This is a genomic window from Hymenobacter sp. J193 (assembly GCF_024700075.1).
Classification (GTDB): domain Bacteria; phylum Bacteroidota; class Bacteroidia; order Cytophagales; family Hymenobacteraceae; genus Hymenobacter.
This window is the reverse complement of the sequence record NZ_JAJONE010000001.1, coordinates 4,589,239-4,615,386: the sequence shown is the minus strand read 5'-3', so window position 1 is coordinate 4,615,386 and position 26,148 is coordinate 4,589,239. Positions and strand designations below refer to the sequence as shown.

The window sequence follows — 26,148 nt, the reverse complement described above, 5'->3', positions numbered from 1 at the left end:
GCAGCAGTGCCGGGTTTTTGTACTTCTGGCCAGCGGCTGAATTGACCGATAACCCCCATATTGGCTTCCGGTTCTGCTGGTCGTTTTCCGCAAAGCCTGCCCCAAACTCCTACGCCATAACATGACTTCGCAAATCCGCTCCCTTCGGCCTTTCATCGGCGCCCGTGACTATGCGGTTTCGCGCAGCTTCTACCGCGCCTTTGGCTTCACCGAAACGGTGCTGTCGCCGGCCATGTCGTATTTCGCGCGGCAGGGGGTGGGCTTTTACCTGCAGGACTACTACGTGGCAGACTGGGTTGGCAATACCATGCTATTTCTGGAGGCCGAAGATGTGGAGCAGTACTGGCAGGAGCTGGCGGCGCTGGATTTGCCGGGCCAGTTCGCGGGGGTGCGGGTGGTGCCCATCCGGCAGGAGCCCTGGGGCAAGGAAGGTTTTGTGTACGACCCTTCCGGTATCCTCTGGCACATCGGCGAGTTCACTCAAAGCGAGTAAGCCTCACTTTCTTCTCTTCAGCCTACTCTCCCATGACCGCCCAGAACATCATCCACCGCCTGCAATTGCTGCCCCACCCCGAAGGCGGCTACTACCGGGAAACTTACCGTTCGGCCCAAACTATGGAAACAGCGGAGGGCCAAACCCGCCACGTCAGCACGGCCATCTACTACCTGCTCGAAAACGAGGACAAGTCGCACTTTCACCGCATCAAGTCCGATGAGCTGTGGTTTTTCCACCAGGGGCAGGCGCTGGAAATCATTCTGCTGACGCATGGGCAACCCACCCGCATCGTACTTGGCAGCAACTTCGCAAACGGTGAATTGCCCCAGGCTGCTATTCCGGCCAATACGTGGTTTGCGGCCCACCTGCCACGCAGCACCGGCTACGCGCTGGTCAGCTGCACCGTGGCTCCCGGCTTCGATTTCGTTGACTTCGAGTTGGCGGACCGGGCGGCGCTGACACATGAGTTTCCGCAGTGGCCGGAGCTAGTGGAGCAGTTTACGTGAGTCGAGTCTACACTATCAAACTGCTGATAGGGCAAATTCCCTGCTCTATCAGCGGCTTGAGGAGTATATCTTATACTTTGAGATGATAACTGACAATGCGAGAAGAAGCAGAAAATACCTACAGTCCTTTTAACGAGAAATTCTGCGTTCATCTCGAATACCACTTGGGAGAAACGTTTGCGAATTCTAGCCGAGAAGATGTAAGAGGTTTCTGGTGCGACGGAGTTTCCTGGGAGCCATACTTTGAAAATCAGCTCAGCAAAAAGAGTGTAAACGATACCAGACGAATTATAACTACAGCCTGGCTTGGTAAAGATGGACAGGACACGTACGAAATGACTATCAGATTCGGTAAATACTCGTTAAGGAGATACGCCAAAAACTCATCTATACTTGATTGTATACCAAGCAATAAATCGATGGATTGGATTGATATTGACACGACAAATAAAAAGATTGTGGTGAAACTCCAATAGCTTTCTGTAAATCAATTATAAAGCTATTTCTCGTACTATACCGACACGCTTATTCTCATCGGCTTACAGTACAAACAAGCGGTGAGGCAAATAGTATAGTTTGAGCATTGCCTTATTGGCTTGTATTGCTGTGCTCCACTTCAGGCGCTAGCGGCCCGCTGCCGTTGCACCTCAGCCCGTACCCAGTTGACGACGGCCAGCCGTTGCGCGGGATTGAAGCGGCTGAAATACAGGCGCCGGGCCTGGTTTCTGGTCGTGAGAAAGTTCATGATTTCCTTGAGCGAAAGTTCCGCATTCTGCTGGTGTAGATACTGCGCGTGGGCGGCGCGGGTCAGTAGTAGTACCGCCTCTTCGCCCGCCTCCGCATCGTTGAGGGAACAGCTGAGCCCGTACCAATCTGCCAGCGGAATAACCTGGTGCTCGATAAGCTGGTCGGTGGCGCGGGCCGCCTCTACATAGGCCACGGCGGCCGGGCTGAACACCAGGCCGTAGCGCCGATGGTAATCCAGCCACATCTGCCGGGCCTGGCTGCCCATAATGACCAGGAAAACCAGCGCAATGAACGCCAGGACGGCATATGCAAAGGCCGCCGGCACCATCACGGCCCGGGCCACCAGAAAAAACAGACCAAGCGCGCCGCCAAAAAAAACCAGAACTACCAGCCAGCCCAGCACCTGCCGGCCAGCCAGCTCATTGCGCCAGCGGATGGTTGTGAGGCCAGTCTGGGTACTATGCTCCACCTGCGGGGGCAACTGCGGCGGGGGCAGCAAGGCCACCCCGGGCTCGGCCGCGGCTACGGCAGCTACCAGCTGGCGGAGCTGAACTTCGGCCACTTCCTGGGCATTTTCCCGCGTGAGGTACCAGCGCCCCCCATCATGGAGCTGCATCACTACGTGGTAGGTGTAGGTTTTCCAGGTATAAGTGCTGTTGGAGGAGGAGTGGGTTTCGGCATGGGTGTGTACCCGCAGATCCGCAATATCAGCGTAGGCGAGGTAGACTTCCGCTGGCTCGCCTTCCCGGCCGCGTACCCGCACTGCCCCCAGCCGTCGGTCGAATACCAGCGCCGCCAGGGCCGGGCGCTGCTTAACGTTCAGGAAAATACCCAGCAGCAGAAAGCCCAGCCCAACATACGCTAGCGTACCGGCAATCAGGGTATCGGCATCGAGGGCGCTGCCGCGCCGGGCGAACAGCAGGCCGCCGCCTATCAGCACTGCCAGCAGTCCGAAGCCACTGAATAGCCCACGCACGCAGCCCGTCTTCACAGGAACCGGCAGCAGCAGCAGCTCGTCGGTTGTTTCGGCGGCAATACGGTACGGCATGACCAGAAAAGCTGAAGGTGCGCCCTAAGCTACGGGCTTTGCGGGGTACGTTGCCAAGTAAATTATGCGCAATTTGGCAAGCGTGCCGCTGGTGCGTAAAAGGTCCCATTCTTCGATGAAGCTACTTCTGGTTTTTGCGCTGTTACTGCCCCTGCGTAGCTATGGGCAACCCGCTTCACCTCGTCAGCTGTACCAGCAAGCCTTTCGGCACATCACCTCCGACTCAATTTTTTGCCGTTTGCAGGGCGCAAGCCGCTGCGTAGCCGTCTTTGATAACGTTGTTCACATACCGCCGCTATATTTTCTGGAAGAGCTCGGCCAACAGTGGGGCTACACCAGTTCCCAGCAGAAGCGTCGGTTGGTGGATTCATTGACTGCCGTAGACAGGTCGTCGTATCACAAGCCGTATTTTTCAAAGCTGACAGCCCGCCTTACGACTGCCTCCGGCACGGAGGAAGGATGCGTGGTTGTTCTATTCTCCCGTCTGGCCAACAATATGTTACTCGCAGAAATCAGCGACAACCAGAACGGTGGGCCGGGCCTGCGCAATATTCTTTCGACGTTCGACCAGTCAATTCAATATCTGTTCGTGTTTGGCTCTGATGGTAAAGTTCAGCGGTGTTACACCAAATTCATCAATCATAACTAGCTGAATATAGATGGTATGAATACAGGACGCACGATATCTAACAAAGCTCTGCTGAAACGCTACTGGATTGAATTTTTGCCAACCACTTCAGGCTTCAAACAATGCTACGGTGTAACGGCCTGGACGCTGGATGATGCACTATCTATTCTTCGGAAGAAAGTATTTCGAGGCGCTTCTCTGCCGGATATACTTCGGTATGCTGAGAATATTGACGTCAGAACGCTTGATGCGAACCACGTATTGCCAAATATGAATTCCCCGTCTTGGCTGGGTATCTGGTACCCACAAGGATTTCAGGAAAATACATGAAGTACTATCTGCTAGTCTGCGAAGCGGCCACCGGCATTGTATTGATGCAGGACTGCACGACCCGTTTCCAAAATCATGGTGGCACAACTAAATCGCCACGTATTGAAGTAGATTCTCTTGATGCTGCGCAGCATCGAGCTACAGGCATCCTAATTATGCATCCAGGAGTAGAGGTAAGCATCTACGATGAACTGGAAAACTATATAAAGACACTTCCTGCCTAACGCCTACTGGCGGCCCGTTCCCAAATTCCTCCCGACCTTCGGCCACCTTTTCCCCGCTTTCGTTGTTATCAACGATTCGCAAAAGAACCCAACCAGTTGGCTGAACAACCTACCTATACCGACCCTTACGCCATCGAGAAAGAGCTGCGCAAGGTGCAGGCCCTCATGAAGCTCGAGCAGCAGGAGGACCTCGAACAATTCAAAATCAAGAACGCCCAGGCTACCATTGCCGAGCGCCAGAAGCGGGGCCTTACCTGGTACCCGGTCAAAATCACGAAGGAAGACATTGGCTTCGGCGGCAAGCTCGTCATTGAGCTGGAGCGCCCCTCGGGCCAGGCCGGGCTGCACCTGTTTCAGGTGGGCAAAAACGCGGCTTTGTTCGGCAACATCCCCGGCCGCTCGGGCTCCGACCGGCCCACGCTCAACGGCGTCATCACCAGCGTAAAGCGCAACAAAATCCTGCTGGCCACCACCAAGGAGGATTTGCCCGACTGGGTGGAGGAAGGCAAGCTGGGCGTGGACCTGACCTTCGACGAGGTGAGCTACCGCGAGATGGAGTATGCTCTGGGCAAAGTTATGGGTGCCTTCGACTCGCGCCTGGCCGAGCTGCGCGACGTGCTGCTGGGCGCCAAGCCGGCCCGCTACAAGCCCGAGTCGGAAGCTACCCTGTACTACCCTTCGCCCCTGAATGAAAGCCAGCTGGCCGCCGTACGCCACGTGCTGGCGGCCCAGGATGTAGCCATCATTCACGGCCCGCCCGGCACCGGCAAAACCACCACGCTGGTGCAGGCCATCCTGGAAACCATCCGGCGCGAGCGGCGGGTGCTGGTGTGCGCGCCCAGCAACACGGCCGTGGACCTGCTCACTGAAAAGCTGGCCGAGCGCGGGGTGAACGTGATTCGGATGGGCAACCCTTCACGCGTGTCGGACCTGCTGCTGGAGCACACGCTCGATGCCCAGATTATGGCGCACAAGAGCTACCCTGAGCTGAAAAGTATGCGCCAGACCGCCGAGCAGTACCGCGAGCAAGCCGGCAAGTTCAAGCGCCATTTCGGCTGGGAAGAGCGAGAGCAGCGCCGCCTGCTGAAAGAGCAGGCCCACCTCATGCTCCAGGATTCCGACAACTTGGAACGCTACATCACCGAGGATTTGCTGGAGAAGGTGCAGGTGATTACCTGCACGTTGGTGGGCGCCGGCAACCGCGCCATTCGCCACCTCACCTACGAAACCGTGTTCATTGATGAGGCGGCCCAGGCCTTGGAACCGGGCTGCTGGATTCCCATCACCAAGGCCAACCGCGTGGTGCTGGCCGGCGACCATCAGCAGCTGCCGCCCACCGTGAAGAGCGAGAAAGCGGCGGCCCAGGGCTTGCGCGAAACGCTGTTTGAGAAGTGCATCCGGCGCCAGCCCGACACGGCCCGCATGCTGGAGGTGCAGTACCGCATGCACGAGCAGATCATGGAGTTCAGCTCCCAGCAGTTCTACGAGGGCAAGCTGGTAGCCGCACCCACCGTGGCCCACGCCGACCTGCCCGCCTACGACCTGCGCTTTGCCCCGGATATGGCCGTGGAGTTTCTGGACACGGCCGGCTTCGGCTTCCAGGAGCTGGGCATCGAGGAAAGCCGCTCCATTGCTAACCCCGAAGAAGCCGACCTGCTGCTCAAGCGCCTCTCGCAGCTGCTGGAAGTCTACGACCCGGCCGACCACACCGAGGATTTGCTCACCATCGGCGTCATTGCCCCTTACCGCGCCCAGATCAACTACCTCAAGGATGCCGTGGAGGATAACGACGAGCTGGTGGGCCTGATGGAGCACCGCATGCTCAGCATCGGCACCGTCGACTCGTTTCAGGGCCAGGAGCGCGACATCATTGCCATTACCCTCACCCGCTCAAACCCCCAGGGCGAAATCGGCTTCCTCTCCGACATTCGCCGCATGAACGTGGGCATGACGCGCGCCCGCCGCAAGCTGCTCATCGTAGGCGACTCGGCTACCTTGGGCGGGCACCCGTTCTACAAGGCCTTCCTCGATTACGTGGAAAGCATCGGGGCCTACCGCACGGCCTGGGAGCTGCAGTAACGAGCACATTGCAGCCTTCCGCGCCGACGACTACGTGTTTTCCGCGCCCGTCTGCTAATAACCCTGAAAAGCCCCTTCCTCAGAAACGGGGCTTTTTTTATGTGCGTATTCAGCCCTATTACCTTCCCAAAGCATCTTGTCTGATGAATAAATACGCCATTGTCATTCACGGGGGCGCCGTCACGATGGACCCCAGCGAGCTAAGCCCCGAGGAAGAAGCCGCCCAGCGCGAAGGACTACACGAGGCCTTGCAGGCTGGCTGGGAAGTGCTGCACAGTGGTGGCACGGCCCTCGAAGCCGTGGAAGCGGCCGTGAACAGCATGGAAAACAACGAGCATTTCAATGCCGGCCGGGGCAGCAGCCTCAACAAGCAGGGCGAGGTGCAGATGGACGCCTCCATCATGGATGGCAAAACGCTTAAGGCCGGTGCGGTGGCGGGGGTGCGTTACGTCAAAAACCCCATTAGCCTGGCCCGCACCGTGATGGACAAGTGCGAGCATGTGTGCCTCTCCGGTGAAGGCGCCGACGAGTTTGCCCTCCAGCACGGCCTCGCTATCGAAGCCGTGCACTACTTCATCACGGAAAAGGCCCAGCAGGAATGGCTGGAAATCATGCAGGAAGAAGCCAAAGTCCCCCAGAAAGATACCGTGGGTGCCGTGGCCCTCGACCAGGACGGTAACCTGGCCGTGGCCACCAGCACCGGCGGCATTGAGGGCCAGTTGAAAGGCCGCGTGGGCGACAGCCCGGTAATTGGGGGCGGCTCCTACGCCAGCAACGAGGCCTGCGCCGTGTCGGCCACCGGCGACGGCGAAATTATCCTGCGCGGTGCCCTGGCCCACGAGGTGTACGCCTTGGTGAAGTACAAGGGCCTGCCCGTAGATGAAGCCTGCCGGGCCGCTATTGAGTTGCGTGACGAAGATCTGCGAGGCGACAAAGGCCTGATTGCCGTGGACCGGGAAGGCAACATTGCCCTGGAGACCAACACCAACATCATGCGCCGCGGCTACCGCGTGGGCGAGCAGGAGCCATTCGTAGCCATCTGGAGCGACGAGGAGTAAACGGAGAAGGGCTTATGCTGGAACCCTGTTGCGAAACACGCTGCTCTTGCGACCAGCGTATTTCGCAACCATTTGATAGCCTATTTAGTAACTCCAGAACAGCGGAGTTACACCGACTATTTCGGGCTATTTCCGTAACTAGCTAGTCGAAACCCAACCCTTCATTTCTATCCCCCGGGCGCCAGCGTCCACCCGCAGCATGGCTCAAATCAGCGAAAACAAAGTCGTTACTATCACCTACGACCTGAGCGTAACCGACGAGAATCAAGAGAAAGTACTGGTAGAATCGGCTGAAGCCGATGCGCCCATGGTCTTCCTGTTCGGCCAGAGCGGCCTGCCCGAGGAATTCGAGAACCAGCTCAACGGCAAGCAGGCCGGCGACACGTTTACCTTCTCCCTTTCCCCCGAGCAGGCCTATGGCGACTACGACCAGCAGGCCGTGGTAGAAATTCCGAAAAACGTCTTCGAAATTGACGGGCAGCTCGACAACGAGATGCTGCAGGTAGGCAACTTCCTGCCCATGGCCGACAACCAGGGCAACCACATGCAGGGCAAAATCGTGGAAATCGGCGACGAGGTGGTGAAGATGGACTTCAACCACCCCCTGGCCGGCATGGTCATGCACTTCGACGGCAAAGTAGCCGCCGTGCGCGACGCCACCCGCGAGGAGCTCGACCACGGCCATGTGCACGGCGAAGGCGGACACCACCATTAATAGCCCTGAGTAGCTATAAACCGAAAGCGGCGGAACCAGTGGTTCCGCCGCTTTTTTATTTGTCCTTTGGCTGGGCAATCGCCTGTTGCCGCCGCTTATGCTCCTGCTCGTAGAAGGCAAGCTCGGCTTTGTAAGGGGCCGTATTCCACTTGGGCTCAGCAGCGTCAATGCTGTTGATCATGCTCGTGACCAACGCGCTGTTGGCGCATATATTCGGCTCCTGCGGGTTTTTGTAGGCTTTGTAGGCCGCATCCAGAAAACCCTCTACCCCACTGATTTCACTGGCTGCTGCTCCCTGAAGATAGGAGGCCGGAGTGCGCTTCTGCGGAACTGACTTCTTTCTTGCCGTGGGAAGCAGGACGATGGGCCAGTTTTTTACGCATAGCAGCCGTGGTAAGGGCACTAACGCCATGCACCAGGTTAGCCTGCGCCATGCCCAGAGCCGGCAGCAGAAACAGGCCCCAGATGAGTAGGTGTTGTTTCATCAGAAACAGAAATAAGAAAGTGGTATAAAAGAAAGTGGCATAAGAAAGAATGGTAAGTCGATAAGCCGTCAGATTAAGTCCAGCGTCTCGCCAAGGACCAGCCTGTCATTTCCGAAAAGTACGACAAGCTGATACAGCCTACCAAACAAGCAGAATAGCTGCCCTTACCTGCATCAGCCTGCTGCCTTCAAAAGCCGGTTCAGAGTTGCGGAGGGCCAGGCTCAGCGGCACGGTTGAGAAGCGACGCGACGCCTGCAGGCAGGCGTTTTCAAACGCCTGCCTGCAGGCGTGGCACCCCAATAGGCGTCGTTCACCTTCCTGGAGGCGTCATTAACAGTAAAAACTTTCGTGGATTAGTATAAATAAAATAGCTTTAAACCACTACCTTATCGGCTGCTCATGAAACTATTTCTGACTCTGACCCTGGCACTTGTGGCCACCGCTACGGCCTCGCTGGCGCAAACCGGCGGCGTACGCATCGGCTCGGCCGGCCTGCCCGCAACGGCGGCAGCCCTGGATATTAACGCCACGGGCAAGGGCCTGCTGATTCCGCGCATGGACTCCACTACCCGCGCCCGGATTACCAGCCCCCCTACCGGGCTGATGGTTTTTCAGACCGACGGGCGCCAGGGGTTCTGGTACTACGCCGGCGTAGCGTGGCTCTTCATCCCCGACAAAGCCCGCAGCGGCGACAATCTGGGCAACCACCGCGCCGCCCAGACCTTCGACCTGAACAACAAAGCCCTGACCGGCTCCGCTACCGCCGCCCTGGGCGACTCCACGGCCCAGGTACAGATCCAGTCCTTGGTGCCCAACAAAAGCGTGGCCCTGATGACGCGCAGCTACTACGGGCGGCACTACACCCGCACCATGCTCTCGGGCTACGGCACGGGACCCTACGGCCAGGATATTGACTACGCCGTGTGGGGCAACGCCTACCGCGCCGAGGGCTGGGGCGGCATCTTCACGGCGGGTCGGCCCGGCCAGCCCCTGCGTTGGGTGGGCCTGGCCGGCCACCCTGGCTACGTGAATGCCAACTCAGCCATCCGTATCGTTGATGGCACCCAGGCCGCCGGCCGGGTACTGACTTCCGATGCCGTGGGCAACGGCAAGTGGATGCCGATAACGGCGGCCGGGGGCAACTTCAACCTGGGCGCCTTCCAACTGGTAGGCAATGGAGGCAGCAGCGGCATTCGCATCAGCAGCAGCGGCGTGGTGGAGCAGGCCGGCGTGGCCTCGCCCACGCTGCTGCTGCACTCCAATAGCAACGACCTAGTGACCGGCGCCGCCCTGCAGTGGCGTGAGGACAATACCAATTACGGCTGGAATCTGCGCCACAACACCGGCGGTGCCGAAGCCGGGCAGGCCGCCGACCGACTGATCCTGGAGCGCCTGAACGGTGGGGGCGCTGTGGGCGTAATGAGCTGGAACCAGAGCACGGGCAACGTGGGCATCAACACGCTAAACGCGGGCTACACGCTGGACGTGGCCGGCACCATCCGCGGCACCAACGTGTCGGCCTCCGACGTGCGCTTCAAGCAGGACGTGCGGCCGCTGGGCGGAGCACTGGCTGCCGTACGGCAGCTGCGCGGGGTGCGCTACCGCTGGAATGCCCTGGGCGTGCAGCACGGCGGCGTAGCCGGAGCCGAGCAGGTAGGTCTGCTGGCCCAGGAAGTTGAGCTTATCTTCCCCGAGTTGGTCAGCACCGATGCCCAGGGCTACAAGGCCGTGAACTACGCCCTGCTTACCCCCATTCTGCTTGAGGCCATCAAGGAGCTGGAGTCGAACCTAACGGCCCAGACCCGCCGCGCCGACCAGGCCCAGGCGGCCCAGCAAGCCGACCACACCGACCTGCAGGAGTTGAAGGCGCAAGTGCGCAAACTCCAGGAGGTGACAACTCCAACCGGGCAGGCACGTCGCTAGGCTATTCCCCCTACAGTAAAAAGCCTCGCTTGGTGGCTTATCGATCCGCAAAACCGAAGAAGCGCGCTGGCCAAGTCCAGCGCGCTTCCTGTTAATGGCCGCCCCTCCGGGGCTCTGTACTGCTAACCCAGCCACTGCACGAAAAGCAAGGCTACTCGGCCGTTATGATGTGCGTGATAGAGCAGCCAAGTTTCCGAAACGCCTCTTTGACAGGCTCCCAATCCGGGTCTCCTCCCTGGGCAAAAGCAACCACTGCTTCACCTGGCGCAAGCTGATCGACTACGAAGCCCTGCTGGGTGAGCAGGGTGCGGGCCGCTACCAGTTGCTGGTCGTTGGCCTCCGGGGATAGGTGCAGCTGGTAGCGTACGAGTTGGGTGCTATTGGCGGTTGAATCGTTATGCATGGTTGAGGTGCTGAAAGAGAAACTATACAGCCGTATACGAGGCTCAGTTGAAATATGCCGCGCCAGTGCCCACCGTTAGTCCTCGCATAGTGGCACGAATCAGTAGGTCCGCGCCGCCATTTCTTACCAATTGGTAACGCGGGCATGGCCCGGGCCGCTCGACCTTTGCCTCCTAACGCAACCCCTATGAAAGGCAAGGTATTGCTGACCGGCATTTCCGGTTTTCTCGGCTCGCACACGGCTATCCACCTCTTGGAAAACGGCTACGAAGTCACCGGCACGCTGCGGAGCCTGGACCGGGCCGAAGCCCTCAGAACCCTATTGGCGCGCCATACGCGCCAAGTAGACTACCTCCGCTTCGCCCAGGCCGAGCTGACGGACGAGCACGTGTGGCGCGACCTGACCAAAGGCATGGACTACGTGCAGCACGTGGCCTCCCCGAACCCGCGCGAGCTGCCCAAAAACGAAGACGAGCTGATTCGGCCCGCCGTCAGCGGCGTGCTGCACGTGCTGCGGGCCGCGGCCGCCAACGGGGTAAAGCGCGTGGTACTGACGTCTTCCTCCAGCGCCGTGATGTACGGACGCCCCGAAGGCCGGGAAAGCGGGGTCTACGACGAGTCGATGTGGACTGACGCCGCGAACCGGGCCGATAACACGGCCTATTACCGGAGCAAGACCCTGGCCGAAAAGGCTGCCTGGGACTTTATGGCCACCGATACCAGCGGCCTGGAGCTGAGCGCCGTGTTGCCCGGCCTGATATTGGGGCCGGTGCTGGAGGAAGACTTCGGCAACTCCGCCAACGCCGTGCTCAAGCTGCTGGACGGCAGCATGCCCGCCGTGCCGGCCATGGGCTTCGACGTCGTGGACGTGCGCTCGGTGGCCGACCTGCTGCTTCGGGCCATGGAGCAGCCCGCCGCCGCGGGCCAGCGCTTCCTGGGCACGGCGGGCTTCCTGACGCTGGCGCAGGTGGCCGCCCTGCTGCGCACCCGGTTTCCCGGCCGCCAAATTCCCCGGCGGGTGCTGCCGAATGTGCTGACCCGGGTGCTGAGTTGGTTTGACCCGGCCATCCGGCCCATCCTCGTGGACCTGGGCCGGCAAAGGCAAGGCGACAACCGAAAAGCCTGGCAGCTGTTACACTGGCAGCCGCTTGGCCCGGAGCAGGCCGTCATCGCCTGCGCCGAGAGCTTGCTGGCCCTCGGGCTGGTGAACTAAGCGCGGCCTGACCCATGGAAAATCTACGCAAGGCCTTCAGTTTTGGCGGGGTGCTGAGCCCGGCGGAAATTGCCGCCCTCACGGGCCATTTCACGCCCCGGCGGTTCCGGGCGGGCGAGCATTTCTGCGCCCCCGGCGAGGTTTCCCGCCAGATTGGCTTCGTCAGCGCCGGGGTGTGTCGCATGTATTTGGTGGGTTCCCGGCCGGGGGAGGAAGCTACGACGTGCTTTCTGCGGCCCCACCAGTTTATCATGGCCGTAGAGAGCTTCTACAGCAACCGGCCCACGTCGGCGGGCATTCAGGCCATCACCGAGTGCGAGCTGCTGCGCATCGACCGCAGCACCTGGCAGCACCTGAGCGAGGAAATCCCCAAGCTCTTCATCCTGAGCAAACTATTGACGGAGGCAGCGCTGCTTGGCAACAATAAGGACCACGACTTCCTGCATTTCGGCACCGCCAGGCAGAAATACCTGGAATTTGTCCGCCGCTACCCCGACTTGGTCTTGAGCGTGCCGCAGCACTACATTGCGTCTTACCTGCGCATCACGCCGCAGTCGCTAAGCCGCATTCGGAAAAGTGAGTAAAGCCCTGAATACCCAAAGTGCCGATACCCGCAGCAAAAAATCACCACACCAAAAGCTAGATGGATACCCCCTTCGTACTGGAACAGCTATATCAGGCCCCGATGGAAAAAGTCTGGGACGCGCTGACCCATGAAAACCGCCTGCGGGCCTGGTATTTTTCGCAGCTGAAGCGGTTTGAGCCGGTGGAGGGCTTCGTGTTTGAGTTTGCCGATGACGGCTCGGCGTATCAGAAGCAGTGGCGGGTTACGCAGGTCGTGGAAGGGGAAAAGCTGGCCCACAGCTGGCAGTATACAGGCTACCCTGGCCGCTCGGAAGTCACCTTTGAGCTGGTGGCAGAAGGCGCCGCAACCCGGCTGAGGCTTACGCACACCGGCCTGGCCAGCTTCCCTGCCGACCCCCACTTTGCCCGCAGCCGATTTGAAGCCGGCTGGCAGCACCTCCTGGGAAGCAACCTGAAGCAACATCTGGAATCGAGCCTTTAATGATTGCGCTCCTGGGCGCAGACCAACTGTTTGACAGCCCTTCTAGGCTCTGCGCTCAGGAGCACAACGGAAGACCCTAACCAATAATATCTTGCCGATGAATCCGATGTAGAAGCACGAGGTAGCGGCTGCAATGCTTATGTTACGTGAGCTGCTCAGGCGGCTTGTTTCCGCCTTTTTTACCTTCCCGCAATGAACCGATTTGACCGCGTCACGGCCCTGCTCATCCAGCTGCAGGCCAGGCGCAAAGTGAGCGGGGCCGCCCTAGCCGAGCAGTTTGGCGTGAGCTTGCGCACGGTGTATCGCGACCTGCGGACCCTGGAACAGGCCGGCGTGCCGCTTATCGGCGAGCCGGGCGTCGGCTACTCCCTGGCCGAGGGCTACCGCCTGCCGCCCGTTATGTTTACCCGCGAGGAAGCCACGGCCCTGCTCACAGCCGAAAAGCTGGCCGCCCGCCTGACTGACGCGCCCACGGCCCAGCTCAGCGCCGCGGCCATGGACAAGGTGCGCGCCGTGCTGCGCCGCCCCGACCGCGACCATCTTGACACCCTGGCGCCTCACATCCAGGTGCTCGGCCCCCAAAACCACGCCGGCTGCCCTCCGGCCTACCAGCAGCTGGTGGCGGCCATTTCGATGCACCGCGTGGTGAACCTGAGCTACCAGGCCGCCGAAAACCAGGCTCCCACTACCCGCGACATTGAGCCCCTCAGCCTGCTGCTAAGCCGGCAGTGGCACGTGGTAGCCTATTGCCGGCTGCGCCAGACCATCCGCCACTTCCGCCTGGACCGCATCCGGCATCTGGAGCTGCGAACCGAGGTTTTTGCCGCGCGCCCCGGCCTCCTGCAGCAGCACTGGGCCGCGGAAGCCGCCCGGCGGCCGCGTGAGCGGGTTGTGCTCCGTTTTCAGCCGGCCGCTCTCCTGCCCGCCCTGGTGCAGCACCTGCACGACACCAAGTACCAGTACGGCTGGGCCCACGAGCAGCGCCTGCCCGACGGGCAGCTCGAAATGACCCTGTTTATCGGGGAGCTTCCCTACCTGGCCACCTGGCTGCTGCCCTACGCCGGAGCCCTTACCATTGTAGAGCCGGCCGCCCTGGCTGCGCCGCTACGCGAGCTGGCCCAGCGGGCGCACGACTTTTTTTGCCGGCCCGACTAATTTTTTCGGACCTAAAAACATGCTGACACAGGGCTGTCAGTTGGGGCCGGGACCTTTGTTTTAGCAAGTGAGGGACACTTGCTCTTGCAAAGCCAAAACAATGGAGAAGCGCACCGTAGACCCCTGGAAGTGGGGTCAGTTCACCAATTCAGTTCAAGCCGTTGAAATCAGTCAGCCAGCCGGCACGCTCTATTGCTCCGGACAGGTAGCCCTGGATGCGGAGGGCCAGCCCAGCACAGCCGATATGCGCAGCCAGCTGCAGCAAACTTTCCAGAATCTGGAGCAGCTTATCAGCGAGGCGGGCTATGAGTGCGCGGGCATCGTACGGCTGAATGTGTACACCACCTCGGTGGCCGAGTTCTTCGCCTCGTGCGCTGATATCTATCAGGCCTGGCTGGCCAAGCACGGCATCCGGCAAGCCACAACGCTGCTGGAAGTGAAGGGGCTTTTTGCCACCCTAACGGTAGAGCTGGAAGCCACCGTGGTGAAATAAGCCTCTTAGCCGCAGGGCAGTCAAGGGTCCGGCACATTGCTGCCGGACCCTTTGGCGTTTGGCAGGATGGGCCCTAGGGCGAGCCGGCCGTAGTGCACGTAGAGCAGGAACATGGCTACCGCATCACCCCGTTGGCTTCCGACTTCGAGAGCTTTGTGCGCGGCCTGCAGCCCGAGGCGGCTTTCGCAGAATAACCCTGCGGCTGCTTACCGGCGCACTACCTGCCGGCTGACCAGCCGGCCATCCGGGAGCTGCAGGCGCAGCACGTACACTCCCGGTGCAACGGCGCGCACATCCAGCGCCTGCTGAAAGGCCCCGGCCTGACTGACAACTGACTGCTGCCGGATACAGCGGCCCAGCAGGTCCAGCAGCTCAACCCGCACCGTGCCGCGCGTGGGCAAAGTTGCCTCAATGGTCAGGGCTTCGGTGGTGGGATTGGGATAGGCGCTCCAGGCCACGGCGGAGCGGGCCGCTACCAGCGCCGTGGGCAGCAGCACCGCCGTAGTAGCCGTATTCGTGCGCACCGGATGATTGTAGTCGAAGATGATATCAGCGTGGTTTGGAATTATGGCGCCGGGAGCCAGCGTGGTGCGCGGCTGCACCCGGAACCGCACGAACCCCTGGGACCGGAGCGCATCCATACTCCGGTGGGGCAGCTGAATGCCCGGAAAGCGCACGATAAGCACGCCGCTGCTTAGCAGCCGCCAGGTGCAGTTGTGGGAGTTGGCCACCAGCTGCAGGCTGGCCACCTGCAGCTTCGTGTTGTCGAGGGTATCCGTAAGTACCACGGCAAAGGCCGTGTCGGTGCCCATATTCTGAAACCGGATGGTATAGTCCAAGGGCTGGCCGGCGGCCAGTTGCGCGGCCGTCAGTTGCTGGTAGTTCACTTCGATGTTGTTGGGGTCGAAGGAACCCGTTACGGTCTGGGTTAGGCTGGCTTTATTATCAGCCGGAGCGCTATCGGCTTCCACCAACGCCTCGGCAACGGTTGCCAGTTGGGTGCCCGGGGTCGTATTCACGGGCAGGGTGGCCGCTATATCCAGCTCCCGGCGGGCAAAAGGCGTCAGGGTCGGATAATGCCAGCTCACGGTATGGTTGCTTATGTTAGCCGCAGGTGAGCTGCTGATATCCTGCTCCTGCATTCGCCCATCAAGCGTAACCGTGGCTGTGCCGGCCGGCAGCGTGGTGGTGCCTACATTCTCGAGCGTGAGGCGGTAGCGAACTGAAAAGCCGGGCCGCGCCGCGCCGTAGGGCGTGAGCGTAACGCGCAGATCCGGCTGCTCGCTTAATGGCTGCAACCCAAACACCAGCGTATCGGCTACCTGCCCATAGGCTGAAAAATGACCGGCATAGTGCTCCGGCGCGGGCTGGCTAAGGGTGTAGTACGTTGGAATAACAGCAGGCCGGACCACCCAACTGCCGGTATCAACAAAAGCCTGAAACGCGCCGGTGCCGGGGCTTTCGGACGTAAAAAGCTGCTGACTTACCGTATCGGTCAGCGCCACAGGGCGGGGAAAGGGTCCTTCAGTTGCGTCGCGGCGGCCGTTGCCGTTCTGGTCGAGGTACACGGTCCCGGCCAGACGGTTGGCCCGCTGCGCCAGGCGCACCAGCACCGAGGCATTGCGCGAGCCGGCTACGGGCTGCCCATCCAGGTAGTTGAGCGAGTCGCTGGTGAGGACGGCGTACAGGTTCTGCTGGGCATCCAGGCCGGGAGTACCCACATTATCCAGGTTGCCAGGGCCACCAACGCCGTACAGCCAGCGCACAGCTCCTTCGGGCGTATAGCTGAGCAGGAAACCATCGTAATAGCCGCCCGTGGAAGCCGGCAGGCTGAACGGGCTTATCTCTACAGGGCCGCTGTGCTGACCAGCCAGGTACACGTTGCCGTCGATGTCCGTTTGCACGCCGCGGGTGAAGCCGCCCGTAGTTCCCTGCAGCCACTGCTCCGTGCCGTTGGGAGCGTACTTCAGCACGAAGAAGTCACTGGCCATGAGGTATAGCTCGCCAAAGGCAGTCGGACCGCCCGAGGAGTAGCCCGTCAGGTAGGTATTGCCCAAGTAATCGGTAGCGGCCCCGCTCACGTAGCTGCTGTTGCCCTGGCGCGTCCAGAGCAGCTGCCCGTCGCGGTCGAAGCGGGCCACGAAGGTATTGCGCGGCGAAAAGTTCTCCACCGGGGTGGTGTCTAGCTGGGGGCCGTTGGTGCCCAGCGTGAGCAGGTCGCTGAAGGTGCCCGCCACCACGCTGTTGCCGGCCGCATCGGCCGTGAGCTGGGCCGCAATGGCCGGCACATTGGTGCTGGTGGTCGTCGAAAACAGCTGTTTCACCCACTGGTACTTGCCCGCCGCGTTGCACTTGGCCAGGTAGGCATCGTAGTGGCCGGTAACTTTGAGGGGTTGCCCGCTCAGGGACGTTTCGTTGCGGCTGTGGCCGAGCATCAGGCAGTTGCCCTCGGCATCGGTAGCCAGCTGGGGCGCCTGAAACGACTTATCCAGCGTGAGCGGATAATCGGCCAGGTGCTGCACCCACTGCACCGTGCCCGCCGAATCCACCCGGGCCAGGAAGTAGCCCGCCTCCGCCACCGTGTGGGCGCCAAAGCGGAAGTTGTGCCAGTTGAAGCCCGAAACGTAAATGTTGCCGCGCTCATCAATGGCCATACTGGTTGCCTGATTGGTAAAGGTGCCATCGGTGCCCTGCACCACCCAGGCCACCTCCCCGTTGGGCTTGAACTTGGCCAGGCATACGTCCAGGTTCCAGGCCAGGACCTCACCCGTGCGCGGGTCGGTGCGGTTGGGCAGCGTTGTGAGGCTGGCTGAGCCAATGGCCGACGGGCCACCGATGGTTTGCCAGGTGTAGGTGTTGCCCCGCAAATCGGTGGCGCTGTTGCTCACGCCGTAGCCGGGGACCTGGGTTTTGTTGGCCAGCTGCGTCCAGACGGGCCGCTGGGCCTGCCCCGGCCGGGCACACAGGAAAAGGAAGGTGGAGAGCACCAGGAAGCGTAGCAAGTTCATACAGGCAAAAGCGTGAAGCGTGAAGAAGCCAGCGCGTAACTCGCGCCAGGAAAAATTCGGACGACTAGGAAAATGCTGCTCCGGCCGGTGCGCCACGCTTCCCTTTTCAACTCGCCAGACCAGCCCCATTCTGGAAAGGCTGCTGACCACCGAAAAAATAAATCCGTTAAAGTTTCCACCGCATGCCCAGCTGCAGCCCCGTGGCGGTGGGCTGCTGCCGGAGGCCCGTTTCGGGCTTGTACACCGACAGCACCTGCCACCGCAGGCTGGGGGCCACGCTCACGCTGAAGCGCGGGGTAAGGGCATAGTTCATGGCCAGGCTTCCGAGCAACGACACATTCAGGGTTCGGAATAGACTTTCGCGGGGCCGCACACGCTCCGTGCGGTAGGTGCGCCCGTCTTCAGTCACCAGCTGGGTGCCCCCGGTAAATAGCTGCAGCTGGGTGCCCCCGGCTATGTCGGCCCACCAGCGGCCGTTGCCGGGAGTAAGGCGGTAGCGCAGGATCAAGGGCAGCGTCACGAAGTGGTAAGTGGGCCGCAGCTTTTTGTAGGTGGTTATTTCCCGCTTATTGATCAGGGGCGTAATGGTTTGCTGGGTAGTGCGGATGCTGTCGTGCTGCACGATGGTGGTGTACACCGTATCGGGCCGCATAAAGTACACGGTATCATAGCCGATGAGCTGTCCGCTTTGGTTGAGCACTGGGGTAAGCTGCGGAATGGAGTCTTCGCGCACCGAGTACACGGTATTGGTGCTGGTAGAGACGCTCACCTGGTGCGTCACCGTAGTGTCGTAGACGATGGACACGTCGGTGCGGTGGCTGGAGAGGCGCAGCTCCGCCCCGTAGGTGTTGTAGCCCAGACCACTGGCTATGCTCCAGCGGTTGGTTAGCTGGTACTCAGCCAGAAGCGCGGCATTAAGACCCTTGCGGCCGCTTTCGTGGTTGCGGCGCTCCTGCAGCAGAGTGTCGGACGGCGCCGTTTGGAGCCGCAGGTAGTTCTGTTCCGGCGTAGCCGTCAGGCTTACGCTCCACCGGCGCGCTGGCCGCTGGCGCTGCGCGGTATCCGGGGAAGGCAGAGTGGCTGCCGCCGGCTGGCTTGGGTTGGCCAAACCGCTCAGCGCCAGCAGCAGGCTGTCGGTGTGGTGCCGCAGCCGTATGAGCTCGGTTTGCTCGGCGCGCAGCGTAGCCAGCAGTGTGGCGCGGCTGGCGTACACGGAGTCGCCCAGCTGCACCAGCACCCGCCGCTCCAACGCGACGAGCGTGCGCACTGTGCCGGGCACCGAATCACTGGGGCTGACACGCTCCGCAGCAACCTCTGGCAGTGCTGCCAATATCCGTTGCGTATCAGTTGTTGGCACCCTGCCCGAGTCCGGCACGGCGGGAACAGCCAGCAGCTTTGAGGCTATGGCACGGCCTTTTATCAGTTGCTGAGCTGAATTTGCACGGGCAAACGCATTTTTGCGCCACGCCACGGAAAGCACCGGGTGCTGCTGACTTCCAGTTGGGGCGGAACGAGCGTAAGTCCATTGCTTGCCGACTTCGGGCAAAAGGTTCGGGGCGGCCGGCGCAGGTCGGGGAGCTGGAATAGCACGCCCGGCGGCGCGGGCCGGGGCCTTGGCAACTTCAGGTTCCAGGTTTGTAGCGGGTCGGGGCAGCAGCCAGCCAAGCAGCAGCCCGACCAGCGCGGCCAGCAGCAACGGCAACGGCAACGGGCGCCGGGCGGGCGTGGGAGGTGGCGGCAAGCCGGCAATCCGCTGCTCGATACCGGCCCACACCTGGTCGTCAGGCGGCAAGTGAAAGTCGTTGAAGGTATGGCGCAGCGACTCGTCAAGACGGTCTTCGTCGGGCAGGTCAGTCATGGCGGATAAAGTTGGCTTGCCGCTGGTGCAGCACGTTGAGTTGTTTGCGGGCCCGGCTGAGCTGCGCTTTAGAAGTACTTTCCTGGATGCCCAGCAGCTCACTGATTTCGCCGTGCGTGTAGCCATCCACGGCGTAGAGCATGAGCACCAGCCGGCAGCCGTCGGGCAGCTGTTCCACTAACTTCAGGACTTCGGCCACAGTCAGGCGGTCAAGCACATCGGCATCAGGGGCAATAGGCTCTACTACCTCATCCAGCACGACCTGTTGCCGGCGCATTTTGCCGCTTTGCCAGTAGGTGATGGCGGTAGTAACTACGATGCGCCGGATCCAGCCCTCCAGGCTGCCCTGGGCCCGGAAATCATCGAGGTAAGTAAACACCTTCACGAAGGCGTCCTGCAGAATGTCTTCGGCCTCGGGCACCGTGCGCGTGTAGCGGCGCGCTACGCCCAGCATCTGGCCGGCGTAGCGGGCATACAGGGCCCGCTGCGCCGCCGGTTCGCGTCGTCGGCAGCGCAGTAGCAGGTCTTCTAAGTCAGCAGGAACCGGCATGAGGGCAGGAAAGAGAAAGCCACGCAGGGGTGGCTCCGCCCAGACAAGATACCAGCAGAAAAGGCTGCTGAGCCTACCGTTTTTTTGCCAGCTAATTTAAACGCCCCGTAGCCGGGCAAGCTGGCCGGCCGTCGGCCGGCTTTTCCTCAACTTACGCTGCCGCGGCAAGCCGCGCTGCGGACGATATTAGAAAGGGCTTACGGCCTGGCCGAGGCCTCATTCCGTATGAACCAGTCGCCGTTACCCTATTCATTCAGGACTTAACAGAACCCTTACATGGACGTTACCTCCGGGCTGAGCACCCAGCTGCACGCCAAGTTGCAGGGGCTGCTTCAAACCAAGCAGCAATTACTAATAGAGCCGGCCGAGCGCCCCACGGCCTCGCAGCTGCTCTCACACATCGGCGGCGACCCGTACTTTGAGTTGGGCGAAACCTGGCCGGTAAACCCCGAAACCGGCCAGCCCCTGGAGCTGATTTTTCAGCTGATAAACCCCGATGGCACTATGCCCTGGCCCTTTGAGGCGCAGGTGGTGCAGTTCTACCACAACTACTACAGCGGTGAGCTGCCCTACGATGACAGCGAGCCGCACGACTACCGCATAAAGCTCTACCCTCGCGCCCGGCCCGAGCAGATGCTGCAGCTGCCGCGCCCGGCTGCGCTGCCTCCCATTGCCTTCAGTTACCTGTGCACGCAGGCCGTACCTTCCCTGCCCGATGACGATGAGCTGGATATGATCAGCCCGTCCACCGAAGCGCTCTGCCGGCAGCTGCGCCCCGACGACTGGCGCAAAGCCTATAATGAGGCCGTAACGGCCCTGGCCGGCGAACCGGACCTGGGCTCCTGGGTGGGCGGCTATGCACAGTGGCTGCAAAGTGCTTCCCCCACCGGCGAGTTCTGGCTGCAGTTCGACAGCACCAACGAATTTTCCTGGGGCGACTCCGGCCTGCTCTACTTTTTTGCTGACTTCGACGACCCAACCCAGATTTCCTTCCAGCTGCAAAGCTGTTGAGGGTTGTTGGGTTTCGCCCGGATACGCGAGCTAAATTCAACCTGCTAACTAACAGCCAATTAAGCACCTGTTAACTCTACCCAGGGCCAGCGAGCTTGCTGCAAAGAACAAGCTATTTTTTCCAGCAAACGCAAAGCGGCAGCGTGCTTTCAGCAGGCGAATACATACCGGCAAGCCTGCACGCTGGACCACTACTATAGGACCTGAATGCGGGTTTTAAGCTTACTTTTTGTTCCGGATTCTGTAGCTAATGAGGCTTTAAACCAAACTCTTTAGCATATTCACTATTACTAAATTTATTAGCAATAATTGGCAACTATAAATGTATATTTGGAGTAAGCAATATGGCTGGCCATTGCCCGTCAATCGGATCAACTTAAACCTCTCACTACCTCTGCCGCACCTTGCTATGACTGACTTTGCTTATGCCTACGCCCAGGCTTCCTCCCTCACCCGCCAGGCCGAAGGCGACACGCTGCTGCTGGCCGCGTACGCCGAGAATGCGCCTGCCAGCGGAGCAGCCTGCTTTTTCCGGGGCCAGCTGCGTGACCCCTGGCTGGCGGCCCGGGGCCTCACTACGCTGGCCAAAGTAGTGGCTTCGCGCTTTGTGCCCCAGAGCGCCGCCCTGCGCGACCCTATCGTGACGGCCGGGGCAGGTCAGCTGCGCTTCGAGGCCTTCTCCTCCTGCAATGGAGTGTATGCCCGGCTGGACCTGGGGCCGGCCGCTCTCGATGGCGAGTTTGTGCACAGCGGCACCACCAACGTCGACTTCAATGAGCCCATGGTAAACGCTCTGAGCCGCATCAGCCGGACGGAGCCGGTGCGGCTGAGCGTGGGCCAGCAGGAAGTTACGCTGGAGCGCGCGGCCGGCCACGTCACCGAGCGCAAGGTGACGCTGCCGGAGCGCTGGCTCAAGGGCCTTACAGCGGCCCAGGACTACCTTGCCCGTATGGAAGAGCGGCTGACGCTTACCCGGGTGCAGGCGGCCCAGCTGCTGCAAACCCTGCCGGCCGGCGCAGCCCGCACCGACACTTTCCTCGTGGTGCGCGGGGGCCGGCCGGCTTTTTCGCCGGTAGCCGGGCCGGGCGGGGTGCGCATTGGTGGGGCCCACCGCCTGCGTCTGCTCGATGGCCTGCTGCCGCTCAGCGAAACAGTGCGCCTCTACGCCACCCCCGATGGGCAAGCCAGCGCCGTGGTGCTCACGCTAGGCAGCGGCCACGAGTTTCTACTAGCGTTGTCGGCGGAGGTGAACCGGGGCTTTTCGGGGGAAGGCGCTCAGTTGGAAACCCTGGCGGAGGAGCTGCCGGCCGAATGGCTGACCGGGGCCAACAACCTGTTTCAAAGCAACGAAACCCTCAACCCCACCCTTTTTGGGCTGACCCACGACCTGAGCCCGGCCACCGTGGCGCGGCTGTGCGCCCACCTCTCGGCCCTGGGCCTGCTGGGCTTCGACCTGCGCGACAACCAGTATTTCTACCGGCGCCTGCCGTTCAAAACAGAGCGCATCCTGAAGCTGAACCCACGCCTGAAAAATGCCCGCGCCCTGCTCGATAATGCCGACGACGTGCAGCTGGTGGGCGTGGGGCCGCAGGGGCGCACGGAGGTGCGCGTGCGGGGTACGGGCGTGTGGCACACCGTGGTGCTGAGCGGCACCGAACCGGCCCGGTGCACCTGCACGTGGTTTACCGACAACCAGGGCCAGCGGGGGCCGTGCAAGCACATTCTGGCGGCGCAGCTGCGGTTTGGGTAGGCAGGCTTGCTGTGCCTGGCCTTAGCTGCTTTTATCACTTACTTCTATATCCCTGCCTTTGCATGCCGACCGTTGCCGAAACTTTTGAGGACATCATACTGCACCAGACTGCCCGGGAGCTGGTGCCCTTCCTGCTGAGCATCGATAAAAAAGACGCTATAGCGCTGCGCCGCCCTACCCAGCAGCTCAAAAAACGCCTGGAAGAGTACCGCCAGGTGGAAGGCAAAAAGGGCAGGATAGAGTACCAGCGCCTGCTCACTACCGAGCAGCAGGCCATGCTGGCCCTCACCGGGCTGGCCACCTTTACGCGCAAGGAGGCCCTGGCCCGCAGCTTTGAGCTGCCCTGGAGCCTGCGCAACAGCCACGACAACCGCCAGCACTACGACCTGCACTGGCAGGTGCTGCGCCACTTCCGGCCCGACTGGCTGGGCGACCTGCTGGCCCGCATGACCCGTACCAACCTGTGGCAGGCCCCCGACTACGCTGAGCTGCGGGCTCTGGAGCGGGAAGGCCTCATTGCCTTCGACCCGCCTACCTTCGCCCAGCTGTTGGGCAACCGCCTTTCGCGCTACGACCGCGAAGACAAGCGCAAGCGCACCCAGCAGCAGGTAGAAGAGGTTATCCTAACTGACTTGCGGGCCGACCCCGAGCTGCTCGGCCGGGACGTGTGGCTCCTGTTCGACTACGAAACCAACGTCAATTACGACAGCACTTACATCGGCTCCTACCCCAATGGTATTTCGATTGGGTGGATAGCCTTGCTGGTCGCCCTGGCCACGACTGGCGACCTGGACCGCAGCGAGTTGCTTACGCGCAGCCTGCTGGCTTTGCGGCGCGACTTCAAAAGGCCGCTGCTGGGCTGGTTCAAGGAGTTGTTTGCCGGGCTGAAGCCAACCCTGGAAGAGCGGCTGGCCCGGCAAAACGAGCTGGTAGAGCTGCTGGCCCACCCGCTGCCGGTGGTTGTGAACTTTGCTATTGAGCAGCTGAAAGGCTTGTGGGAGAACCCCGGCTTCGACCTGGGCCCGCTGCTGCAGTACGCCGACGGCCTGATGAGCCGGCAGGACCTGAAAACCGGCCTAAAGACCCTGCTAACCTCTTTCGAGAAGCTTCTTAAAAGCCAGCCCGCGCAGGCTCCTGCCCTTACCCGCCTGGCTGCTGCCGCCCTGCCCCACGCCGATGCCGGCGTGCAGGACCGCGCCGCCCGCGTACTGGCCGCCGTACTGACGGCCAAAACTCCCCTGCTCTCCCCCGCGGAAATCCAGGAAACCACGACTACCCTATCTGCTTACGCCGACCTGCTCTCTCCCGCCGCCCGCACCCGCCTGGCCCCCTGGCTGACGGCTTCCGCGGCCCAGGAACAGGACGCCGCCGCACCCGCCGCTGACTACTCACCCCAGGCCGGCTTCGTCCCGGAGCTGACGCCTGATACGGCCCTGGCCCCGGTGGCCGATTGGCACGAGCTGCTGTTTCTGACCGGCCCGGTACTGGCGGCCGACGACCCCACAGCTGTGGACCGCTGGGTGGATGGCCTGCTGCGCCTGCGCCCCCACCTGCCGGCCGACCATGCTACCCAGCTGCGCCCCTACCAAAAGCAGGTGCTGAGCTGGCATGGGCAGGAAAGAACTCCGGCCGAGCAGGAGGCTTTGCTGCAAACCTACCACACCACCGGGCGGCCGGGCCCTTACGATTTGCTGGCGGCGCTGGTAGTTGGCCTGGCTACCGGCTTTGAGAACCCGCACGTCGCGCGCCTTGACCTGCGCAAAAGCCACTACCACGCCGCCGACCCGCTGCTGCAGTTGGAACAGCGCCGCCTGGCGGCCGCCGAAGGCCGCCTGCGCCCCGGGGCAGTGCCGCTGCCCTTGCTGAGTACCGCCACGCATGCCCCACACTGGGTGGCGCCCAGCATTCTGGTAGACAAGCTACTGACTTACCAAGAAGCCAATGAAACACCCGATGCGGCCGACCTGGCCGTGGCCCTGGCCCGGTGCGCCTGGTCGAACCCGGCTGATGCCCAGCAGGCCCGGGCCCGCCTGCCCGAGCTGCACGCCGCCGACCTGCGGGAGCTGCTCAACTGGCTGCTGGCCTCCTGCGAGGAAGAAGCTCCCGCTGTGGCCGCTACGCCCGAAACCCTATCTGCCGGCGCGGACCCTCAGACGGAGCAGGTAAAGAACTACGGCGCTAACTCCACCCGTACTACCACACCCCTCGGCCCCGTGCCAGTGCCGGTGCCCGCCCCTGCTCCGCCTCACGCCACCAAGCTGCCCTCCTGGCCAGAGGCTGATTCGGCGGCGGACCCGAGCCTTCTGGAGCGGGCCCGGGAAAAGCTCGGCAAGCTTATCCCCATAAAATCTCAGCCCGAGCAAATCCTGCCCCTGGACCTGACGGAGGCGCTGCCCTGGCTGTGGGCTGTAGCCGCGCGTACCCGCTACCCCACGGCCGAGCTGCCGGCCCTGGCAGCTCTCGGCAAGCTGCCCGGCCTGGCCCTGCCCTGGGAGCCGGGCTGGACGCTGGCAGAAATTACCCTGACCTACGTGCGCAAATGGGAAAAGGGCCAGCCTACCGTAACCGACAAGCACGTGGAATTGCTGGTGCCCGATACCCCGGCTTCCCGCCCGGCCCCACCCTTGTTCCCTTACACGGCCTACGCTGGTTTAACGCAGCGCGTCGAGCAGTCGGGGTACGTGCTGCGCTTTAGCATTTCCAGCTCCCTGGCTTTGCTGCCCAACAACCCTGAGCCCCTGCACTGGCACGTGCTGCGCACCTGCTGCCGCACGGATGAGGCCGGCTCCGAGGCCCGCGACGCCGTTCAGCTGGCTTTGAAGGGCCTGCTGGGAATAGGGCCACCGCATGCAACTGGCACCAGTTCCTTGCTGGCGGCCGGACTGCTTCACCAGGCGCCGGTGGTGCGCGCCATGGGCTTGGAAGTGCTGCTAAGCGCCACTGATACGGGGCGCCTGGTACCCGCCGACCTGGGCCGAGCCCTGGGCCGTTTGCTGGCTGCGGGCCGTGCGCCCCTGGCCCGCCTGGCTGAAGGGCTGGGGCAGGCCCGCGCCATCAGCCGGCGCACCGACGATGCCCTGCGCCAGATCCTGGAGGCTCTGCTACCGCTGCTGCCCGCGGTTCCTCTGCGCAACACGGCCAAGGTGCTTGATGCCTACGCCGATGCCCTGAGCCGGGTGCGCCGCCTGGTACCGGAAAGCGTACAGGAACGCCTGCGCGAGTGGCAGCGGGTGAGTAGCCTGAAAAAGGCGGCCGGGGCCTTGCTGCAGGAGAAAGGCAGCGCCGTAAGCCTTCATGTTGGGCACCAGCAGGCATAGTTGGCTTGCCGCAGCTTTGGTGCCATTGCCTTTCCCAATGCCTTCTGACGCCGGCCGAGCTGCTGGCACCGCCATTCAGTCATTCT

At 61.8% G+C, this 26,148-nt stretch carries 22 protein-coding genes; 16 read left to right on the top strand and 6 right to left on the bottom strand.

What is annotated here, in order from left to right:
- Nucleotides 1–121: 121 nt before the first annotated feature.
- Both LRS06_RS20160 and LRS06_RS20155 read left to right on the top strand, forming a co-directional pair.
- Nucleotides 122–493, top strand: coding sequence for a glyoxalase (locus LRS06_RS20160; protein ID WP_257873164.1), 372 nt, complete (start codon nucleotides 122–124; stop codon nucleotides 491–493).
- 32 nt (nucleotides 494–525) lie between these two features.
- Nucleotides 526–1,002 carry a cupin domain-containing protein gene (locus LRS06_RS20155; RefSeq protein ID WP_257873163.1) on the top strand — a complete coding sequence of 159 codons (477 nt, stop codon included), beginning with the start codon at nucleotides 526–528 and terminating at the stop codon, nucleotides 1,000–1,002.
- 616 nt (nucleotides 1,003–1,618) lie between these two features.
- Here LRS06_RS20155 and LRS06_RS20150 read toward each other — a convergent pair.
- Nucleotides 1,619–2,797 (bottom strand): hypothetical protein, encoded by a 1,179-nt coding sequence (locus LRS06_RS20150; RefSeq protein ID WP_257873162.1) that lies wholly within the window; start codon nucleotides 2,795–2,797, stop codon nucleotides 1,619–1,621.
- Nucleotides 2,798–2,861: 64 nt separating this feature from the next.
- Between LRS06_RS20150 and LRS06_RS20145 the strand changes: the two genes are divergently transcribed.
- From LRS06_RS20145 to LRS06_RS20125, 5 genes are all read left to right on the top strand, one after another.
- The gene (locus LRS06_RS20145; protein WP_257873161.1) at nucleotides 2,862–3,446 is read left to right on the top strand and encodes a hypothetical protein; all 585 of its coding nucleotides are present in this window, start codon (nucleotides 2,862–2,864) and stop codon (nucleotides 3,444–3,446) included.
- Between the two features lie 305 nt (nucleotides 3,447–3,751).
- Nucleotides 3,752–3,979, top strand: coding sequence for a hypothetical protein (locus LRS06_RS20140; protein WP_257873160.1), 228 nt, complete (start codon nucleotides 3,752–3,754; stop codon nucleotides 3,977–3,979).
- 96 nt (nucleotides 3,980–4,075) lie between these two features.
- A complete protein-coding gene (locus LRS06_RS20135) occupies nucleotides 4,076–6,058 on the top strand; it encodes an AAA domain-containing protein (protein WP_257873159.1) in 1,983 nt (660 codons plus the stop codon).
- Between the two features lie 143 nt (nucleotides 6,059–6,201).
- Nucleotides 6,202–7,116 carry an isoaspartyl peptidase/L-asparaginase family protein gene (locus LRS06_RS20130; RefSeq protein WP_257873158.1) on the top strand — a complete coding sequence of 305 codons (915 nt, stop codon included), beginning with the start codon at nucleotides 6,202–6,204 and terminating at the stop codon, nucleotides 7,114–7,116.
- A 199-nt stretch (nucleotides 7,117–7,315) separates the two neighbouring features.
- Nucleotides 7,316–7,831, top strand: coding sequence for a peptidylprolyl isomerase (locus tag LRS06_RS20125; protein ID WP_257873157.1), 516 nt, complete (start codon nucleotides 7,316–7,318; stop codon nucleotides 7,829–7,831).
- A 278-nt stretch (nucleotides 7,832–8,109) separates the two neighbouring features.
- On the opposite strand, the gene LRS06_RS20120 is transcribed toward LRS06_RS20125, so the two are convergent.
- A complete protein-coding gene (locus LRS06_RS20120; protein ID WP_257873156.1) occupies nucleotides 8,110–8,316 on the bottom strand; it encodes a hypothetical protein in 207 nt (68 codons plus the stop codon).
- A gap of 399 nt (nucleotides 8,317–8,715) precedes the next feature.
- Here LRS06_RS20120 and LRS06_RS20115 point away from each other — a divergent pair, with 399 nt between their 5' ends.
- Nucleotides 8,716–10,239, top strand: a complete 1,524-nt coding sequence (locus tag LRS06_RS20115; RefSeq protein WP_257873155.1) for a tail fiber domain-containing protein — start codon at nucleotides 8,716–8,718, stop codon at nucleotides 10,237–10,239.
- A gap of 151 nt (nucleotides 10,240–10,390) precedes the next feature.
- On the opposite strand, the gene LRS06_RS20110 is transcribed toward LRS06_RS20115, so the two are convergent.
- Nucleotides 10,391–10,642 (bottom strand): hypothetical protein, encoded by a 252-nt coding sequence (locus tag LRS06_RS20110; RefSeq protein ID WP_257873154.1) that lies wholly within the window; start codon nucleotides 10,640–10,642, stop codon nucleotides 10,391–10,393.
- A gap of 186 nt (nucleotides 10,643–10,828) precedes the next feature.
- Here LRS06_RS20110 and LRS06_RS20105 point away from each other — a divergent pair, with 186 nt between their 5' ends.
- From LRS06_RS20105 to LRS06_RS20085, 5 genes are all read left to right on the top strand, one after another.
- On the top strand, nucleotides 10,829–11,854 hold the full coding sequence (locus LRS06_RS20105; protein ID WP_257873153.1) for an aldehyde reductase: 1,026 nt from the start codon (nucleotides 10,829–10,831) through the stop codon (nucleotides 11,852–11,854).
- 14 nt (nucleotides 11,855–11,868) lie between these two features.
- A complete protein-coding gene (locus LRS06_RS20100) occupies nucleotides 11,869–12,438 on the top strand; it encodes a Crp/Fnr family transcriptional regulator (RefSeq protein WP_257873152.1) in 570 nt (189 codons plus the stop codon).
- 59 nt (nucleotides 12,439–12,497) lie between these two features.
- Entirely contained in the window at nucleotides 12,498–12,920 is a 423-nt protein-coding gene (locus tag LRS06_RS20095) for an SRPBCC domain-containing protein (protein WP_257873151.1), read from the top strand.
- Nucleotides 12,921–13,112: 192 nt separating this feature from the next.
- On the top strand, nucleotides 13,113–14,075 hold the full coding sequence (locus LRS06_RS20090) for a YafY family protein (protein ID WP_257873150.1): 963 nt from the start codon (nucleotides 13,113–13,115) through the stop codon (nucleotides 14,073–14,075).
- A gap of 100 nt (nucleotides 14,076–14,175) precedes the next feature.
- Nucleotides 14,176–14,568, top strand: coding sequence for a RidA family protein (locus LRS06_RS20085; protein WP_257873149.1), 393 nt, complete (start codon nucleotides 14,176–14,178; stop codon nucleotides 14,566–14,568).
- Nucleotides 14,569–14,774: 206 nt separating this feature from the next.
- Here the strand turns inward: LRS06_RS20085 and LRS06_RS20080 are convergent, their stop codons facing one another.
- The 3 genes from LRS06_RS20080 to LRS06_RS20070 form a co-directional block, all read right to left on the bottom strand.
- Nucleotides 14,775–17,576 (bottom strand): T9SS type A sorting domain-containing protein, encoded by a 2,802-nt coding sequence (locus LRS06_RS20080; RefSeq protein WP_257873148.1) that lies wholly within the window; start codon nucleotides 17,574–17,576, stop codon nucleotides 14,775–14,777.
- Nucleotides 17,577–17,742: 166 nt separating this feature from the next.
- Nucleotides 17,743–19,434 carry a PorT family protein gene (locus LRS06_RS20075; protein ID WP_257873147.1) on the bottom strand — a complete coding sequence of 564 codons (1,692 nt, stop codon included), beginning with the start codon at nucleotides 19,432–19,434 and terminating at the stop codon, nucleotides 17,743–17,745.
- Nucleotides 19,427–19,984 carry an RNA polymerase sigma factor gene (locus tag LRS06_RS20070; RefSeq protein ID WP_257873146.1) on the bottom strand — a complete coding sequence of 186 codons (558 nt, stop codon included), beginning with the start codon at nucleotides 19,982–19,984 and terminating at the stop codon, nucleotides 19,427–19,429. Before LRS06_RS20070 ends, LRS06_RS20075 begins: the two co-directional genes overlap by 8 nt.
- Nucleotides 19,985–20,260: 276 nt before the next feature.
- On the opposite strand from LRS06_RS20070, the gene LRS06_RS20065 reads away from it, so the two are divergent.
- The 3 genes from LRS06_RS20065 to LRS06_RS20055 all read left to right on the top strand — a co-directional run bounded on the left by LRS06_RS20065 (nucleotide 20,261) and on the right by LRS06_RS20055 (nucleotide 26,062).
- Nucleotides 20,261–20,995: a YwqG family protein gene (locus LRS06_RS20065; RefSeq protein ID WP_257873145.1), complete on the top strand. Its 735-nt coding sequence runs from the start codon at nucleotides 20,261–20,263 to the stop codon at nucleotides 20,993–20,995.
- Nucleotides 20,996–21,404: 409 nt separating this feature from the next.
- Nucleotides 21,405–22,745 (top strand): SWIM zinc finger family protein, encoded by a 1,341-nt coding sequence (locus LRS06_RS20060; protein WP_257873144.1) that lies wholly within the window; start codon nucleotides 21,405–21,407, stop codon nucleotides 22,743–22,745.
- A 62-nt stretch (nucleotides 22,746–22,807) separates the two neighbouring features.
- The gene (locus LRS06_RS20055) at nucleotides 22,808–26,062 is read left to right on the top strand and encodes a DUF6493 family protein (protein WP_257873143.1); all 3,255 of its coding nucleotides are present in this window, start codon (nucleotides 22,808–22,810) and stop codon (nucleotides 26,060–26,062) included.
- The last annotated feature ends 86 nt before the right edge of the window (nucleotides 26,063–26,148 follow it).